The organism is Micromonospora sp. NPDC047753 (assembly GCF_040642735.1).
Taxonomy (GTDB): Bacteria; Actinomycetota; Actinomycetes; order Mycobacteriales; family Micromonosporaceae; genus Micromonospora.
The window spans coordinates 1-16,148 of the sequence record NZ_JBEYSL010000094.1 but is presented as its reverse complement, the minus strand read 5'-3'; the positions used below and the strand labels follow the sequence as shown (position 1 = coordinate 16,148).

Sequence of the window (16,148 nt, the reverse complement as noted above, 5' to 3'; positions counted from 1 at the left end):
CCGCGCTTCGCGTTGTCCCACTCGTCGGCACCCGAGCGCCACGCGTTGGCCAACGGCACCATGTGGTCGATGTCCACGTCGGAGGGCGGCCGAGGCGCTCGCCCGCACCCCGGAGCAGTTGCCGGCGTTGGCCCGCGCGGGTGTGGTCGACGCCGGTGGCCGGGGGCTCTGCGTGCTGCTCGACGCCCTGGTCGAGGTGCTGACCGGGGAGAGCGCCGACCGGCCCGCACCGGCACCGCGCTCCGCCCGCCCGGCGGCCCCCGTCGCCCGCGAGACCGGTTCGGACGAGTACGCGTACGAGGTGCAGTTCCTGCTCGACGCCAGCGCCGAGGCGGTCGACGGGTTGCGGCGGGCCCTCGACGCCCTGGGAGACTCGGTGGTCGTCGTCGGCGACGGGCGTGAGCCGGAAGGCACCTGGAACGTGCACGTGCACGTCAACGACGTGGGCGCGGCGGTGGAGGCGGGCGTCGCCGCCGGCCGCCCGTACCGCATCTCGGTCACCCGTTTCGCCGACCAGCCGGAGTCGCCCTCCGGCCCGGTGGTGGCCGGCCGGGCCGCGGTGGTGGTGGCCACCGGTGGCGGCATCGCCGACCTGTTCGCCGCGGAGGGCGCGACCGTCGTGCCGGGCAACCCGTCCACCGGTGAGTTGCTGGACGCCGTCCGCAGCACCGGCGCGGCCCGGGTGGTGGTGCTGCCCAACGACGCCAACACCGAGGCGGTGGCGAGCGCCGCCGCCCGCGAGGCCCATCGGTACGGCATCAAGGTGAGCGTGGTGCCGACCCGCTCGCCGGTGCAGGCACTGGCGGCGCTCGCGGTCCGCGACGGTGACCGCCGTTTCGAGGACGACGTGATCGCGATGGCCGAGGCGGCTGGGGCCTGCCGGTACGCCGAGGTCTGCCATGCCAGCCGGGAGGCGCTGACCGTCGCCGGCCCGTGCCGTCCCGGTGACGTGCTGGCGCTGGTGGAGGGGGAGGTGCACCTGATCGGCACCGACCTCACCGACACCTGCGCGGCGGTGGTCGACCGGATGCTCGGTGGTGGCGGCGAGATGGTCACCCTGCTGGCCGGGGTGGACGCTCCGGCCGGGCTCACCGACGCCGTCCGCGCGCACGTCGCGCGACGCTGGCCGTTCGTCGAGGTGCACGCGTACCCGGGCGGCCAGCCGTTTTATCCGCTCCTGGTAGGGATCGAATGAGCGAACCAGCCACCGTGGACACTCCGCTGAAGAAGCTGGTCGGGGACAAGACAGCAAAGGCGCTGGCCTCGCACCTCGACCTGCACACCGCGGGTGACCTGGTCTACCACTTCCCGCGTCGCTACGACGAGCGTGGTGAACACACCGACATCCGCTCACTGGACGTCGGTGAGCAGGTCACCGTCATGGCCCAGGTGCAGCGCACCACTGTGCGCCCGATGCGTCAGCGGCGGGGCAACCTGCTGGAGGTGACCGTCGGCGACGGCTCCGGCGGAGTGCTGACCCTGACCTTCTTCGGCAACCAGGCGTGGCGGGAGCGCGAGCTGCGCCCGGGCCGGTGGGGCCTGTTCGCCGGCAAGGTCACCGAGTTCCGCAGCAAACGGCAGCTCAACGGCCCGGAGTACGTCCTGCTCGGTGAGGGGGGCGACGGTGAGGCGGCGCTCAGCGACGACATCGAGGAGTTCGCCGGGGCGCTGATCCCGGTCTACCCGGCCGCCGCGGCTGTGCCGACCTGGGTGATCGCGCGCTGCGTGCGCGTCGTACTGGACACGTTCACCCCGCCGGACGATCCACTGCCGAGCGGCGTGCGGGCCAGCCGGAAGCTGGTCGGGCTGGGCGTCGCGCTGACCGAGATCCACCGGCCGTCCAGCAAGGAGGCGCTGCACCAGGCGCGGCGGCGCCTCAAGTGGGACGAGGCTTTCGCCGTCCAGGTGACCCTGGTGCAGCGCAAGCACAGGGCTGCCGACTGGCCGGCCCGGCCCCGCCCGGCACGCCCGGACGGGCTGTTGGAGGCCTTCGACGCCCGACTCCCGTACGAGCTGACGGCCGGTCAGCGGGAGGTCGGTGTGGAGATCGCGGCTGACCTGGCCACTCCGCACCCCATGCACCGCCTGTTGCAGGGCGAGGTGGGCTCGGGCAAGACGGTGGTGGCGCTACGGGCGATGCTCCAGGTGGTCGACGCGGGTGGGCAGGCCGCGCTGCTGGCGCCCACCGAGGTGCTGGCCGCCCAGCACCACCGCGGCATGCTCGACCTGCTCGGTCCGCTCGGGCGGGCCGGTGAGCTGGGCTCCGCCGAGCACGCCACCCGGGTCGAGCTGGTCACCGGCTCGCTCGGCGCAGCGGCCCGCCGCCGGGCGCTCGGCGAGGTGGCCAGCGGTGCCGCCGGCATCGTGCTCGGCACCCACGCGCTGCTCTACGAGGGGGTCGACTTCGCCGACCTCGGCCTGGTGGTGGTCGACGAGCAGCACCGCTTCGGCGTGGAGCAGCGCGACGCCCTGCGTGCCAAGGCCGACCAGCCGCCGCACGTGCTGGTGATGACGGCCACCCCGATCCCGCGCACTGTGGCGATGACCGTCTACGGCGACCTTGAGGTCTCCACGCTCTCCCAGCTGCCCCGGGGGCGGTCGCCGATCGCCTCCCACGTGGTGCCGGCCGCCGAGAAGCCCGCCTACCTGGATCGGGCCTGGCGTCGGCTGCGCGAGGAGGTGGCCGCCGGCCACCAGGCGTACGTGGTGTGTCCGCGAATCGGTGACGGTCCGATCAGCGACGAGGAGCCGCCAGCCGAGGACGACAACGGCCGTCGGCCGCCGCTGGCGGTGACCGAGGTGGCCCCGCTGCTGGCCGAGGGCCCGCTGCGCGGCCTGCGGATCGGGGTGCTGCACGGTCGCCTGCCGGCCGACGAGAAGGACGCGGTGATGCGTTCCTTCGCTGCCGGTGACCTGGACGTGCTGGTGGCGACGACAGTGATCGAGGTCGGCGTGGACGTGCCGAACGCGACAGTGATGATCGTGCTGGACGCCGACCGGTTCGGTGTCTCCCAACTGCACCAGTTGCGGGGCCGGGTCGGCCGGGGTGCCGCCGCCGGGCTGTGCCTGCTGGTCAGCGAGGCGGCCGAGGGTTCGTCGGCGCGGGAACGGTTGGACGCGGTGGCGTCCACGAGCGACGGTTTCAAGCTCGCCGAACTGGATCTGGAGCAACGCCGCGAGGGAGACGTGCTGGGTGCCACCCAGTCCGGGCACCGCTCGCACCTGCGGTTGCTGTCCCTGCGGCGCGACGCCGACCTGATCCGCGACGCCCGCGCCGAGGCGATCACCCTGATCGAGGACGACCCGGAGCTGGCCCGCAGCCCGGCACTGGCCGCGTCAGTGGCCGCACTGGTGGACGAGGACCGCGCGGAGTACCTGGAGAAGGGCTGACCACGCAGGCCATCACATGGTTGAGGGCGCGCCGACCGGGTGGTCGACGCGCCCTCAACTGTCAGAGCGGGTTGGTTCAGGCGGTGAAGCGGACCCGACGACGACGGGCCACCACGAACAGGGCGGCACCGGCGGCCAGCAGCACCACGGCGCCGGCGATGATGCCGCCGGTGGCGGCACCGGTCAGCGGCAGAGCCGGCTCGTCCTTGCCGCCGCCCTGACCCGGGGCGCAGTCGGCCGGCTTCTCCCAGGCGATCGGCTCGGTGTCGTCGAGGCCCTCGGCCGCCGGCGTCACGACGAGACCCTCGGTCGCGTCGAAGGAGACGGAACCGGTCTCGCCCGGCTTGACGACCAGCGTCTTCACCTCGCCCTTGTTCGGGGTCAGGGTGAGCGTGACGGTCTCACCGTCGGCGGGGTTCTCGATCGTGAAGGTCAGCTTGTCGCAGGTCGACTCGACCGAGCCCACCGGCTCCGCCGGAGCCGGGGTGGCAGTCGGGGTCGGGCTCTGGGTCGGAGGCTGGCTCGGCGACGGCGAGGTGACAGTGGGGGTCGGGGTGGGGGTCGCCGACGGAGTGGCGGTCGGCGTCGGGCTGCTGGGCGAGGGAGTGGCCTCTGCCGCGCAGGTGCCCTTCGGCTCGGCGGCCACGGTCCGCGACTCGCTCACGATCCGGTCGGCGCGCACCCAACGGGCCTCGACGGTCAGCTCGATCGTCGGCCGCTTCTGGTCGAAGCGGTAGGTCTGGGTGCCGGTGAGGAAACCTTCGCCCTTCGCCGGGAGAGTGGCGTCCTGCGCCAGGCCGCCGGTGAAGTCGGCCGGAACGGTCGACTTCAGCGTAGTGATCTTCGCGGAGATGTTCTCGCTGTTGCCAACCGTCCAGGTCACCTTGGCCTGGCCGTCGGAGGTCAGGCAGTAGGTGCCGGAGGGCTCGGGGTGGTGGGCGCTCGCGGGGCTCGCGACAACGCCGATGCCGGCGAGGCCGATCAACGCGCCCGCGGCGATGGCCGCGACGCGCCGGAACGGAGACTTGGGAGGGTTCACGCCTGCTCCTGGTGAGGGGGGTACGGATCGCGTGGCGGAAGGCCGGGAGGCATCGTGACCGGGCAGTCACTGCTCACCGGGGCGTCGCGCGACGCGGTGGTGTTCCCGCGGCGAAAGCGGGGACAGGGGGAGACTGTACTGATGGGTGGTTAATGAGGGGAGTTCAGATCATTGCCATCCGGCAATGTAGTTGATTCGTGATCTTTGATATACCGAAGGTGTCGGTCTGGTCACTGGGGACGGCCCGCCCCGCCCGGACTCCACGGTGGACGCCGTGCCGTCGGGGCTGCTCAGGCGCCCTCCGTCTTCGCCGGCCAGCCCGCTCGCCGGATCCGCGCCGTGCTGACCGGGTCCGCGCCGCATCGCGTAGCGTCGCGGGCATGAGCAGGAGGAAGCGGTGACCCGGATCGTGGCCGGGACGCTCGGTGGCCGGCGGATCGCCGCGCCACCCGGCGCCGGCACCCGACCCACCTCGGACCGGGTTCGGGAGGCGCTGTTCAGTGCCGTTCAGGCCGCTGTCGATCTCGACGGCGCCCGCTTCGCGGATCTGTACGCCGGCTCCGGCGCGGTCGGGCTGGAGGCGCTCTCCCGAGGTGCCCGGCACGTGTTGCTGGTCGAGTCCGACCCGCGGGCGGCCCGGGTGATCCGGGAGAACGTGACGGCCCTCCGTGCGGGTCCGGCGGCCCGTCTGGTCACCGGCAAGGTGGCGACGGTACTGGCCGCCGGGCCGGACGACGGGCCGTACGACGTGGTCTTCGCCGACCCGCCGTACGCAGTGCCGGACGAGGAGATCACCGCGCTGTTGGCCGCGCTGGTCGACGGCGGCTGGCTGGCGCCCGACGCGTTGGTGGTGGTGGAGCGGTCCCGCCGCACCAGGGAGTTCGACTGGGTGGAGGGGATCACCGCCGAGCGCAGTCGCCGTTACGGCGAGACCACCCTTTGGTACGGTCGCCGATCATGAGACGTGCGGTGTGCCCCGGTTCGTTCGATCCGGTCACCAACGGACACCTCGACATCATCGGGCGGGCCAGTCGGCTCTTCGACGAGGTGATCGTCGGTGTGCTGGTGAATCAGTCGAAGAGTGGCCTGTTCACCGTCGAGGAGCGCATCGAGATGCTCCGCGAGGTGACCTCGTCGTACGGCAACGTGCGGGTCGAGTCGTTCCGAGGGCTGCTGGTGGACTTCTGCCGGGCGCAGCAGGCCAGTGTGCTGATCAAGGGCCTGCGGGCGGTCAGCGACTTCGACTACGAGTTGCAGATGGCCCAGATGAACATCGGGCTGGCCGGCGTCGAGACGCTTTTCATGCCGACCAACCCGCTCTACTCGTTCCTCTCGTCGAGCCTGGTGAAGGACGTGGCCAAGTGGGGTGGCGACATCTCCGCCCACGTCCCCGACCCGGTCCGCGAAGCCCTCCAGGCCCGCCTGGGCCCCCGCCGCTGAACGGACCCTGACTCCCTTCCACCTTCGCGATCTTGCACTTACGGTGCCGGCATCGCTCCTTTCGGCATGGTTTGACGTGACCGCAAGTGCAAGATCGGCGCGGTGGGAGCCGCGGGTGACTATGTCGCGACTCGCCGGGTTGGGGTGAGTGGGGCGGCGGTGGGGCCGGCACGACATGATTGGTGGCGCGGGGAACGGCCGTAGCCCGCATCATGGAGGTCGGCCGACGAACGACAGGAGTGAGGTAGCCGGTGGACCCGCTCGATCGCATCGAAGAACTGATCGCCATCCTGGAGCAGGCCCGCTCCGTCCCGATGTCGCGCAACAACTGCATGGTCGACCGGGGTGAGATGATCGCTGCCCTCGATGAGATGCGTGCCGATCTCCCCGCCGACCTGCGTCGCGCCGCCGCGCTCCTGGAGGAGCGGGACAAGATCATGGACGCCGGCAAGCGCGAGGCGGACCGGATCATCAGCGAGGGTGAGGCAGAACACGCCCGCCTGGTCTCGGTGAACGAAATCACCGTGTCGGCCGAGCACGAGGGCGCCCGGATCATCGGCGAGGCCCGCGCCGAGGCGCAACGCCTGCGTGAGGAGGTCGACGACTACGTCGACACCGCGCTGGCCAACTTCGAGCAGTTCCTCACCCGGGCGCTGGCCTCGATAGAGCGCGGCCGGGACAAGATGCACGCGCTGCGGGAGATCGGCACCTTCGCTGGGGATGAGGCGGAACGCCCGCTACCCTTCTGAGCGGCACCTCACCAGCCGACTTCTCAGGCGGGCGTCGCCCCCGGTTCGACGGTCGGGCGGTCGTCCAGGTAACCTTTTTTGTCGGCCTCTCACCGGCCGGAGTCTAACTATGCCCAAGCACTCGCCATCGACACTCAACCCCAGGGCGCCGCTGGTCCTCGACACGAGGGACCTGCCGCGTCGCCCTGGCGCGTTGCGTGAGGTCCAGCGGGTCGTGCCGGCACCGGCGGACCTCGGTGTGGAGTTGATCGGCGTGCCGGAGGGCGCGGACCTCGACCTCGATCTGAGGTTGCAGTCGGTGTCCGAGGGCGTGCTCGTCTCCGGGACCATCACCGGTCCCGTCCGGGGTGAGTGCGGCCGTTGCCTGCGCGAGATCAACGACTCGATGGGCGTGACGATCCAGGAGCTGTACGCGTACGAGGACAGCACCACGGACGCCACGACCGACGAGGACGAGGTGGGCCGGATGCAGGGCGATCTGATCGACCTGGAGCCGGCGCTGCGGGACGCGTTGGTGCTCACGCTGCCGACCAACCCGCTCTGCCGGGAGGACTGCCCAGGACTGTGCCCTGAATGCGGGGCGCACTGGGACGATCTGCCGGCCGACCACAGTCACCAGCAGATCGACCCGCGTTGGGCGGGCCTGTCGCAACTGACCGTTACAGAGGAGTAAGAACCGTGGCCGTCCCGAAGCGCAAGATGTCGCGCAGCAACACCCGGTCCCGCCGGGCGAACTGGAAGGCGACAGTGGTCGCGACCGTCGCGTGCCCGCAGTGCAAGTCCCCGAAGCTGCCGCACGCCGCCTGCTCCGTCTGCGGCACCTACAACGGCCGCCAGGTTCTCGAGGTCTGACCTGGACGCCGAGTGACGCCCCCGACCCCAGGTCGGGCGGCGCGCGCATCCTGGCATTCGCCCGGTGCCCCGGCTCCCTCCGACGCCGGCCGGCCCAGTCCGGCCGGCGTTCCGGTGGAGCCGGGCGCCGCGCGGATCGCCGTTGACCTCCTCGGCGGGGACGACGCTCCCGCCGTCGTGGTTGACGGCGCTCTGCGAGCCATGCGCGCCGACCCCGACCTGCATCTGCTTCTCGTCGGTCCGACCGAGGTCGCCGACGAGCTGATCGCTGCCCTCGATCCCGCGCAACGCGCCCGGATCGCGGTGCGGCCCGTTCGCGATGTCGTCGGCATGGCCGACCATCCCAGCGCCGCCCGCTCCGAGAGCACCGTCCGGGCCGCGGTCACCGCCGTCCGGGACGGAACCGCCGACGCCCTGGTTTCCGCCGGCGCCACCGGCGCCACCGTCACCGCGGCCGTACTCGGCCTCGGCCGTTCGCCGGAGATCCGCCAACCCGCGCTGGCCGCGACCCTGCCCGCCGTGGCGGGGCCGGTCGTGTTGCTCGACGTCGGCGGCTCCCTGGAACCCCGCCCGGCCACCCTCGCCCGCCACGCCGTGCTCGGCGCCGCCTACGCGGCGGTGGCCCACTCGATCGCCGCGCCCCGGGTCGGACTGCTCTCGGTCGGCACCGAGGCCGGCAAGGGCGACCGGGTCCGCCGCGCCACCGACCCCCTGCTCGCCGTCGAACCGCTGCCCGGCGGGGCGCGCTACGTCGGCCTGGTCGAGGGGTACGACGTGGCCCTCGGCGCGCGCGCCGATGTGGTCGTCACCGACGGCTTCACCGGTAACGTGCTGCTCAAGGCCATTGAGGGCGCGTACGCGATGGCCGGCGGCCCACCTGCCCAGGGCGGCGCGCCGCGCGCGGCGGCCCTGCTGGGCGTCGCGGGGACGGTGGTCGTCTGTCACGGGTCCGCCCGCGCCGACGACGTCGCCTCCGGCATAGCTCTCGCCGCCCACCTGTGGCGGCGGCGCGCCACCGATCTGGTCACCGCGTTGCTCGACCGCGACGCCGCGACCGGTCGCACCGACCGCTCCACCGACACCGAGGTACGCACATGAGCAACGACAAGCGGCGGCGGGCGTCCGTCGGTCACCTGGAAGCCGCCTTCGGAGTGAGCCTGGAACCCGAGCTGCTCCAGCGCGCGTTGACCCACCGGTCGTACGCGTACGAGAACGGCGGGTTGCCGACCAACGAGCGGCTGGAGTTCCTGGGCGACTCGGTGCTCGGCGTGGTGATCACCACGGCGCTGTTCCACAACCACCCGGACCTGCCCGAGGGACAGCTGGCCAAGCTGCGGGCCAGCGTGGTCAACATGCGGGCGCTCGCCGACGTGGCCCGCGGTCTGGGCCCGGACGGGCTCGGCGCGTACCTGCTGCTCGGCAAGGGTGAGGAGACGACCGGTGGCCGGGACAAGGCGAGCATCCTCGCCGACACGCTGGAGGCGCTGCTCGGCGCGATCTACCTCCAGTACGGCCTGGACACCACGGGGATCGTCATCCACCGGCTCTTCGACCCGCTGATGGCCGAGTCGGCCGGTCGTGGGGCCGCACTGGACTGGAAGACCAGTCTCCAGGAGCTGACGGCCGCGCTCGGTCTCGGCGTACCGGAGTACCGGATCGAGGGCACCGGCCCGGACCACCTCAAGACGTTCACCGCCTGGGTGGTGGTTGCCGGCAACCGGTACGGCGGCGCGGAGGGGCGCAGCAAGAAGGAGGCCGAGCAGCGGGCCGCCGAGGCCGCCTGGCGGACGCTCGCCGAGCAGAACGGCCAGAACGGCGACGGCGGCCAGGGTGGCCAGAACGGCGACGGCAGCCAGGGTGGTCAGAACGGCGACGGCGGCCAGCGTGGTCCGGTCGCCGACGATCGTCAGGACCAGCCGGTCGACCGGGACGACTCGGCCGACCGCGGCGAGCCGTTCGGGCCGCTGGAGAGCGCCGAGCGGGCGGCGGAAGCCGAGCAGGCCGACCACCTGGCGCAGGCGCTGCCGGCCGGGGGCGCCGACGGCCACGAGACGGGCCGCCCGCGTGCCTGAGCTGCCCGAGGTGGAGACCGTCCGGCAGGGGGTGGCCCAGTGGGTCGTCGGCCGCCGGATCTCCTCGGTCGAGGTTCGTCATCCGCGTGCGGTCCGCCGGCACGCTCCCGGCGACGTGCACTTCGCCGACGTGCTCGCCGGCCGGACGGTGCTCGACGCCCGCCGTCGCGGCAAGTACCTGTGGCTGCCACTGGACAGCGGTGACGCGATCGTCGGGCACCTCGGCATGTCGGGTCAGCTGCTGCTCCAGCCACCCGGCACGACGGACGAGACCCACCTTCGGGTCCGGTTCCGGTTCAGCGACGACGGCCCGGAGCTGCGCTTCGTCGACCAGCGCACGTTCGGCGGGCTCTCGGTGAGCGAGGGCGGCGCCGAGTTGCCCGACGAGATCGCGCACATCGCCCGCGACCCGATGGACCCGGAGTTCTCCGACGAGGCGTTCGTCGCGGCGCTGCGCCGCCGGCACACCGAGGTGAAGCGCGCGCTGCTCGACCAGACCCTGATCTCCGGGGTGGGCAACATCTACGCCGACGAGGCGCTCTGGCGCGCCAAGCTGCACGGCGGCCGACCGACCGATGCGTTGACCGGCCCGGCCGCGCAGCGTCTGCTCGGCCACGTCCGCGACGTGCTGGCCGAGGCGATCAGCGAGGGCGGCACCAGCTTCGACGCCCTCTACGTGAACGTCAACGGCGAGAGTGGCTACTTCGACCGGGCGCTCAACGCCTACGGCCGCGAGGGCGAGCCGTGCCGTCGGTGTGGCGCGCCGATCCGCCGCGAGGCGTTCATGAACCGGTCCTCGTACAGTTGCCCGCACTGTCAGCCACGGCCCCGGGGTGCCCTTCGGGGATGACCCGGAGCCGGCTCGGGGCGATGCCGGCGGGTCGCGGCCCGTCGCTCGGGCAGGCCCCCGGTGTACGTCCGAATCGCGGGCCGATGTCCCGCGAACGCACCCCCCGCGCACGGTCCGCTGGTTCCAGGGTGAGCCCAGGTCGATCCCCGATGTGACCGCCTCGTCACGCACCTAGCGTCAGCACCGTTGACAGGGGGTTGACGTGACAGGGGGACCCGAGATGGGCAGAAGACCGGTGACGGTGCGGCTGGCGCGGTGGAGCGCCGAGCACCCGTGGCGGGCGATCGCACTGTGGGCCGTGTTCGTGGCGGTGTGCTTCGTCGGCGGCAACGCCGCCGGACTCAACGAGGCCACCAGCGGTGACCAGGCGATCGGCGAGGCAGGGCGGGCCGGCCTGATCGTCGACGCCGCTGACTTCGACGACCCGGCCGTGGACAACGTCCTCATCACCTCCTGGGGTGGCGCGTTGGACCCGGCGGCGGCGAAGTCGGCGGCCGACGACGCGGCGGCCCGGCTGCGTACGGTCACCGGGGTTGCCGGGGTGGGCCAGCCGGTCACCGCGCGGGACGGCTCGGCGCTGCTACTGCCGATCACCATGTCGGGTGACCCGGAGACGGCATCGGAGCGGGTGCAGCCGTTGCGGGACGCCACCGCCTCCGTGCAGGCCGCGCACCCCGGGCTTCGCGTCGAGCAGGTCGGCGGACCGTCCATCGGTCAGGCCCTCGACGACACCCTGGGCAAGGACTTCAAGCGCGCCGAGCTGCTCAGCCTGCCGGTCACCCTGGCGATCCTGATCATCGCGTTCGGCGCGCTGATCGCGGCGAGCGTGCCGGTGCTGCTGGCCCTCTCCTCGGTCGCCGCGGCGATGGGTCTGTCCACTCTCGCCTCGCACCTGGTGCCGGCCACCGACACCACGGCACCGGTGATCCTGCTGATCGGCATGGCGGTCGGCGTCGACTACTCGCTGTTCTACATCCGTCGAGAGCGGGAGGAACGCGCCAAGGGCCGCTCCGGTCTGGACGCGGTGGAGATCGCCGCGGAGACCTCCGGGCACGCCGTCGTGGTCTCCGGCTTCGCGGTGATCATCTCGATGGCCGGGCTGCTGCTCGCCGGCGACGTCGTCTTCTCGTCCCTCGCCATCGGCTCGATCCTCGTGGTGGCCGTCGCGGTGACCGGTTCACTGACCGTCCTGCCCGCCCTGCTGGCCCGACTCGGCCGTTGGGTGGACCGGCCACGGGTGCCGCTGCTCTGGCGACTGACCGCGCCGCGTACCGGCCGGCACGGTGAGCCCCGCGCGCCCCGGCTGTGGCCGGCGGTGCTCCGGCCCGCGCTGCGCGCGCCGGTGGCGACGCTCATCATCTCGGTCGGGCTGCTCCTCGCGCTGGCCGCGCCGGCGCTCGGCATGAAGCTGAAGTTCCCCGGCATGGAGGACCTGCCCCGCACGACTCCGGCGATGCAGGCGTACGACCGGCTCACCACCGCCTTCCCGAGCGCCGGCACCAATCACGTGGTCGCCGTCCGGGCGCCCGCCGACCAGGCCGATCGGGTACGCGCCGCCCTCACCGGCCTGTCCACCCGGGCGGCTGCCGATCCGCTGTTCGCCCCGGCCGAGGCGGACGGCCCGAAGATCGAGGTGTCGGCCGACCGGCGGGTCTCGGTGCTGGACGTCCCCACCCCGTACGCCAGTCGGGACGACCGGTCGGTGCAGTCGTTGGAGAAGCTGCGCGGGGACCTGGTCCCGGCCGAACTGCGGGGCATTCCCGGCATCGAGTACGCGGTGGGCGGGAGCGTTGCCGACAGCGAGGACTACGCCCAGCACGTCCGGGACAAGTTGCCGCTGGTCATGGGCTTCGTGCTGGTGCTGACCTTCCTGGTCATGACGTTCACCTTCCGGTCGGTGGTGATCGCGGCAAGCTCGATCGCGCTGAACCTGCTGTCCGCCGGCGCCGCGTACGGCCTGCTGGTGCTGATCTTCCAGGGCGAGTGGGCGCAGGGACTGCTCGGCTTCACCTCGATGGGCGCGATCGTGTCCTGGCTGCCGCTCTTCCTGTTCGTGGTGCTCTTCGGCCTCTCGATGGACTACCACGTCTTCGTGGTCAGTCGGATCCGCGAGGGCGTCCGGTCCGGCCTGCCCAACCGCGACGCCGTGTCGTACGGGATCACGTCGTCGGCCGGGGTGGTGACCAGCGCGGCGATCGTGATGGTCGGGGTCTTCTCGATCTTCGCCACGCTGAGCACGATCGACATGAAGCAGCTCGGCATCGGTCTGGCGGCGGCCATCCTGCTGGACGCCACCATCATCCGGGGCGTGGTGCTGCCGGCGTTGATGACCATGCTCGGCGACGCCAACTGGTGGGCCCCGCAATTCCTGCGCCCCCGCCCGGCACCCGCCCCCACCGACCCGCCGTCCTCCGCCCCAGAGCTGGTCCCAGTGCCCTAACCACCCGCCCCCGCGCCGCCCCCGCGCCGCCCCGGCCCCGTCCCGCGCCGCCCTCCAGCCCGTCGATCTTGCAGTTTCTGTCGTGGCGAAGCGGGGCCAACCCGGCAAACCGGCAACCGAAAGTGCAAGATCGCCGGGGCGCGGGGCGCGGGGCGCGGGGCGCGGGGCGGGGATGACGTGGGGTGGGGTGGGGTTAGGGGAGGGGGCAGGGTTCGCGGGATGCGTCGAGGGTGTGGTCCTTTCGGATGGACGCGAAGCCGTAGCCGACGGTGGTGACACAGAAGTCGTCGGTCGACCCGGTGTACTCGACGTGGAAGACCGGCTTGCCGGCGTCGCTGAACGGCAGCAGTTTGGCGCACTGGGCCAGCCGGACACACTCCTCGTTGACAGCGAAGTCGAAGTCCGGGGCCAGCGCGGCGAGCTGTGGCACGTCGTTGGCCAGCCCCGGGGAGAGGCTCAACGAGCGGGCCAGCTCGGCCAGCCGGCGGTTGAACAGCAGTTGGTCGTCGAAGTCGAGCGCGAAGCCGGAGCGCGCCGCGTACCCGTCGGCGTCGAAGAGCGCCACCGCGCCGAAGCCCTTGCCCCGGCAGAGCCGGAACCGGTCGGTCAGCACCGGCCGGAGTGCGTCCCAACTCCGGACGTCCAGCCACCGGCTGTCGGGCCGCCGCCCGGCCGCGCCCCGGACGACCTCGGGAAACCGGCTGGCGTCCGGGTCGTCGGAGCGGACCGATCCCACGTTCACCTGGCAGATCAGCCGGCGGTCCCGGGAGCGCAGGTCGGCGGTCTGCGCGGCGGTGGTGGCCACCGGGTCGAGGAGGAAGACGTGGGCGTCCACCGCCGGGTCGAGCGGGCCGCTGAGCTGCCACTGCCACTGCCAGTGCCGGGCCTGCGCCGCTGGCCACGCGGTGGGCGCCCCGGGCGGGGTCAGCGCGGGCCGGCACCCGTACGCCGGCACGACCAGGACTAGCGCGACGCTGGCGGACAGGACACGGCGCACTGGGCGTACGGCGACGCGTCGCCGCGGCCGGATCCGCATCGGCAGCTCCCGGGTCCCGGGCGGCCGGTCGCCGCCCGCACCGGTACGCGGCCCCCACGCTCCGGCCCGACGTACCTCACCGGGTCAACGAGCGCAGGGGCGGGAACGACGCGCGGTCAGCGCGGCGCCGCGAAGACCTGCGTCCAGTACGGTCCGTTGCTGTTGGCGATGCCGACGCCGATCTCGGTGAACGCGCAGTTCAGGATGTTGGCCTTGTGGCCAGAGCTGTTCATCCACGCGTCCATCACCGCGGCCGGGGTCTGCTGGTTCCAGGCCACGTTCTCGCCGTACGTGCGCCAGGTGTAGCCGACCCGGTCCAGCCGGGTGCCGGCGTTGCTGCCGTCGCTGCCGGTGTGCGACATGTTCTTGTTGTCGGCCTGGTCCTGGCTGTGCCGCTGGGCGGCCGTCATCAGCTTGGTGTTGATGCTCAGCGCCTTGCAGCCGGCCTTGGCCCGCTCGGCGTTGACCAGGTCCACCACCTCGCGGGCCTGGGCGCTGACGGTGCCGCTGGAGCCGCTGGTGCCGGTGGAGCTGCCGGTGTTGCTCGGCGCGGTGCTGCGCTGGACGCTGCGGCGCGACGCGGCGGTGCTCCGCGACGACGCCGGTGTGGGCTTGACGACCTTGGTTGGCGACGGGCTCGGAGAAGCCGGGCTGGGGATGGTCGACGGAGAGGGTGCGGCGAGGGTGTCCAGCGCCGGCTCTTCGGTGGGCGCGGCCGACGTCGCGAAGGAGTCGTCGACGGCCGTCGGCTGAGCGGCCCCGTCGTCACCGCCGGGCAGGGTGAGCGCGCCGACGCCGAAGCTCACCACGAGGGTGGCGGCCGCGGCGGCCCCTCCGATCATCAGTGGCCGGCGCCAGCGGCGTGGGGAGCGGTGCCGTCCCTCGCCGGGCCGGCTGGTCTCGGCGGTGCCGTGCCAGCCGTCGGTGGTCTCCGGGTCGGTGTCGGTGTGCCAGCCGCCGGGCACCTCGGCGCGTCGTCCGCCGGTGGTGTCCTGGGCCGGGCGGCTGTCGCCCCAACCGTGGGTCTCGCCGTCCGGTTGGTGGGCCCCCCATGCGGCGGTGCGGGCGTCGGCCTCCTCGGCGGGGATCGCCGGGTCCGGTAGCCGGCCGTCGGTGGGCTGCTCCCGGTGCCACTCGTCGCCCGGCTGGCCGGGTTCGTCGCCGAAGAGATAGGCCGAGCGGGGCTCCGGGCGGTCGTGCAGCCAGGCCGGCTCGTCGGTCGGCCCTCCGGCGCGCCGGGGGGCGCCGTTGGGGTCCATCGGATCGGTCCAGCCGTACACGCCTATGCCTCCACGGGTCGGTTGCGGGCCGGGCTGACGCTACGGCGCGCCTACGAGCTGCGGCAACGTGGCTAAGAAAGAGTTAAGGGGAAGTGGGACACGAGGGTGCTGACTTCCGCGGATCCGGGCGTACAGTAAAGGTGTCCGGACAGAGAGTGTCCGTGCCTTGCGGCAGCCCCCCGGCAAGTGGACAGGTCGACGTGGAGATGATCTACGGCCTGCGAGAACTTGACGAAGGAGGGGTTTGCGGCTCAATATATAGGTGTCGCCAGTCGCGCCCGGTCATGCCCAGATACAGCCTGGAATGACAGCCGCGTACAAATGGGCGCGCGTTTGGCCGGCCTTTCCGGCAGCGCATATCAAGGAGTCAGCATGGCGAAGGCCCTCTACGGCCACGTAGGTGCAGCGCCCGACCGGCGTCTGCTCGACGAGGTCACCCGACTGCGTTCCAGGGTTCAGGCGCTGGAGTTCGAGATCACGCGTCTGCGTGCCGACAATGATCGGCTCGCGGCGGCTGCGGCGGAGGCGGACGATCTTCTCCGTCTGGCCGAGCCGGCGTTGACCTGATCTTCACGTCGCAAAAACTGAATCGCACCACCGCAAAAATGCGCGCCGACACCTCAGTGCCGGCGCGCAACACTGTCCGGCACCTTTTCGGCGCCGACGATTCATGATCTTGCAGCCGATCGTGCGGGAAGCGCGCCGCACAGTTACCGAAAAGCGTGTCGGCGGATAAGCCGATCATGAAAGGCGCTTGTCTTTCTCGCGGTCAACCGAACAACAGCGCGCCCACTGCCGACGCGACGCGGGGCGGGTCGCGTGCCGGCCCGCTCCCACCGCCGGGTTAGTCTGCGGGTTCACCCAGGTCCCCACAGCCGGCGACGGTACGGCGGCCACCGGACGAGGATCGAGTAGGTGTATCTCAAGAGCCTGACGGTGAAGGGGTTCAAGTCCTTCGCCTCCGCCACGACGTTGAAGCTGGAGCCCGGGATCACCTGTG

At 72.2% G+C, this 16,148-nt stretch carries 14 protein-coding genes and 1 pseudogene; 12 read left to right on the top strand and 3 right to left on the bottom strand.

Going from position 1 to position 16,148, the window contains the following annotated elements; all coding sequences use genetic code 11:
- A partial coding sequence (locus tag ABZ749_RS11195) for a Dak phosphatase (protein WP_357226043.1) occupies positions 1 to 1,195 on the top strand: 1,195 nt, incomplete at its 5' end.
- Positions 1,192 to 3,390 carry an ATP-dependent DNA helicase RecG gene (gene recG, locus ABZ749_RS11190; protein WP_357226040.1) on the top strand — a complete coding sequence of 733 codons (2,199 nt, stop codon included), beginning with the start codon at positions 1,192 to 1,194 and terminating at the stop codon, positions 3,388 to 3,390. The genes ABZ749_RS11195 and recG, both read left to right, overlap by 4 nt.
- A gap of 76 nt (positions 3,391 to 3,466) precedes the next feature.
- Here the strand turns inward: recG and ABZ749_RS11185 are convergent, their stop codons facing one another.
- Entirely contained in the window at positions 3,467 to 4,429 is a 963-nt protein-coding gene (locus ABZ749_RS11185; RefSeq protein WP_357226035.1) for an LPXTG cell wall anchor domain-containing protein, read from the bottom strand.
- A gap of 397 nt (positions 4,430 to 4,826) precedes the next feature.
- Here ABZ749_RS11185 and rsmD point away from each other — a divergent pair, with 397 nt between their 5' ends.
- The 9 genes and pseudogenes from rsmD (at position 4,827) to ABZ749_RS11140 (ending at position 12,832) form a co-directional block, all read left to right on the top strand.
- A complete protein-coding gene (rsmD, locus tag ABZ749_RS11180) occupies positions 4,827 to 5,390 on the top strand; it encodes a 16S rRNA (guanine(966)-N(2))-methyltransferase RsmD (RefSeq protein ID WP_357226031.1) in 564 nt (187 codons plus the stop codon).
- Complete coding sequence (coaD, locus tag ABZ749_RS11175) at positions 5,387 to 5,869, top strand: pantetheine-phosphate adenylyltransferase (RefSeq protein ID WP_030335289.1); 483 nt, start codon at positions 5,387 to 5,389, stop codon at positions 5,867 to 5,869. Before rsmD ends, coaD begins: the two co-directional genes overlap by 4 nt.
- Positions 5,870 to 6,120: 251 nt before the next feature.
- Positions 6,121 to 6,618, top strand: a complete 498-nt coding sequence (locus tag ABZ749_RS11170; protein WP_355005267.1) for a hypothetical protein — start codon at positions 6,121 to 6,123, stop codon at positions 6,616 to 6,618.
- A 109-nt stretch (positions 6,619 to 6,727) separates the two neighbouring features.
- A complete protein-coding gene (locus ABZ749_RS11165) occupies positions 6,728 to 7,291 on the top strand; it encodes a YceD family protein (RefSeq protein ID WP_238684615.1) in 564 nt (187 codons plus the stop codon).
- A gap of 5 nt (positions 7,292 to 7,296) precedes the next feature.
- Positions 7,297 to 7,470 (top strand): 50S ribosomal protein L32, encoded by a 174-nt coding sequence (rpmF, locus tag ABZ749_RS11160; protein ID WP_030335284.1) that lies wholly within the window; start codon positions 7,297 to 7,299, stop codon positions 7,468 to 7,470.
- A gap of 114 nt (positions 7,471 to 7,584) precedes the next feature.
- Positions 7,585 to 8,568 carry a phosphate acyltransferase PlsX gene (locus tag ABZ749_RS11155; protein ID WP_357226027.1) on the top strand — a complete coding sequence of 328 codons (984 nt, stop codon included), beginning with the start codon at positions 7,585 to 7,587 and terminating at the stop codon, positions 8,566 to 8,568.
- Positions 8,565 to 9,272, top strand: a pseudogene (gene rnc / locus ABZ749_RS11150) (ribonuclease III); the annotation flags it as partial. The gene ABZ749_RS11155 and the pseudogene rnc, both read left to right, overlap by 4 nt.
- A 262-nt stretch (positions 9,273 to 9,534) precedes the next feature.
- Entirely contained in the window at positions 9,535 to 10,392 is an 858-nt protein-coding gene (mutM, locus tag ABZ749_RS11145) for a bifunctional DNA-formamidopyrimidine glycosylase/DNA-(apurinic or apyrimidinic site) lyase (protein ID WP_357226023.1), read from the top strand.
- A gap of 220 nt (positions 10,393 to 10,612) precedes the next feature.
- A complete protein-coding gene (locus ABZ749_RS11140; protein WP_357226020.1) occupies positions 10,613 to 12,832 on the top strand; it encodes an MMPL family transporter in 2,220 nt (739 codons plus the stop codon).
- 193 nt (positions 12,833 to 13,025) lie between these two features.
- On the opposite strand, the gene ABZ749_RS11135 is transcribed toward ABZ749_RS11140, so the two are convergent.
- The gene (locus ABZ749_RS11135) at positions 13,026 to 13,868 is read right to left on the bottom strand and encodes an endo alpha-1,4 polygalactosaminidase (protein ID WP_357226016.1); all 843 of its coding nucleotides are present in this window, start codon (positions 13,866 to 13,868) and stop codon (positions 13,026 to 13,028) included.
- 116 nt (positions 13,869 to 13,984) lie between these two features.
- Positions 13,985 to 15,148, bottom strand: a complete 1,164-nt coding sequence (locus ABZ749_RS11130; protein ID WP_357226013.1) for a CAP domain-containing protein — start codon at positions 15,146 to 15,148, stop codon at positions 13,985 to 13,987.
- A gap of 372 nt (positions 15,149 to 15,520) precedes the next feature.
- On the opposite strand from ABZ749_RS11130, the gene ABZ749_RS11125 reads away from it, so the two are divergent.
- A complete protein-coding gene (locus ABZ749_RS11125) occupies positions 15,521 to 15,715 on the top strand; it encodes a hypothetical protein (protein ID WP_030487463.1) in 195 nt (64 codons plus the stop codon).
- Positions 15,716 to 16,148 lie beyond the last annotated feature (433 nt).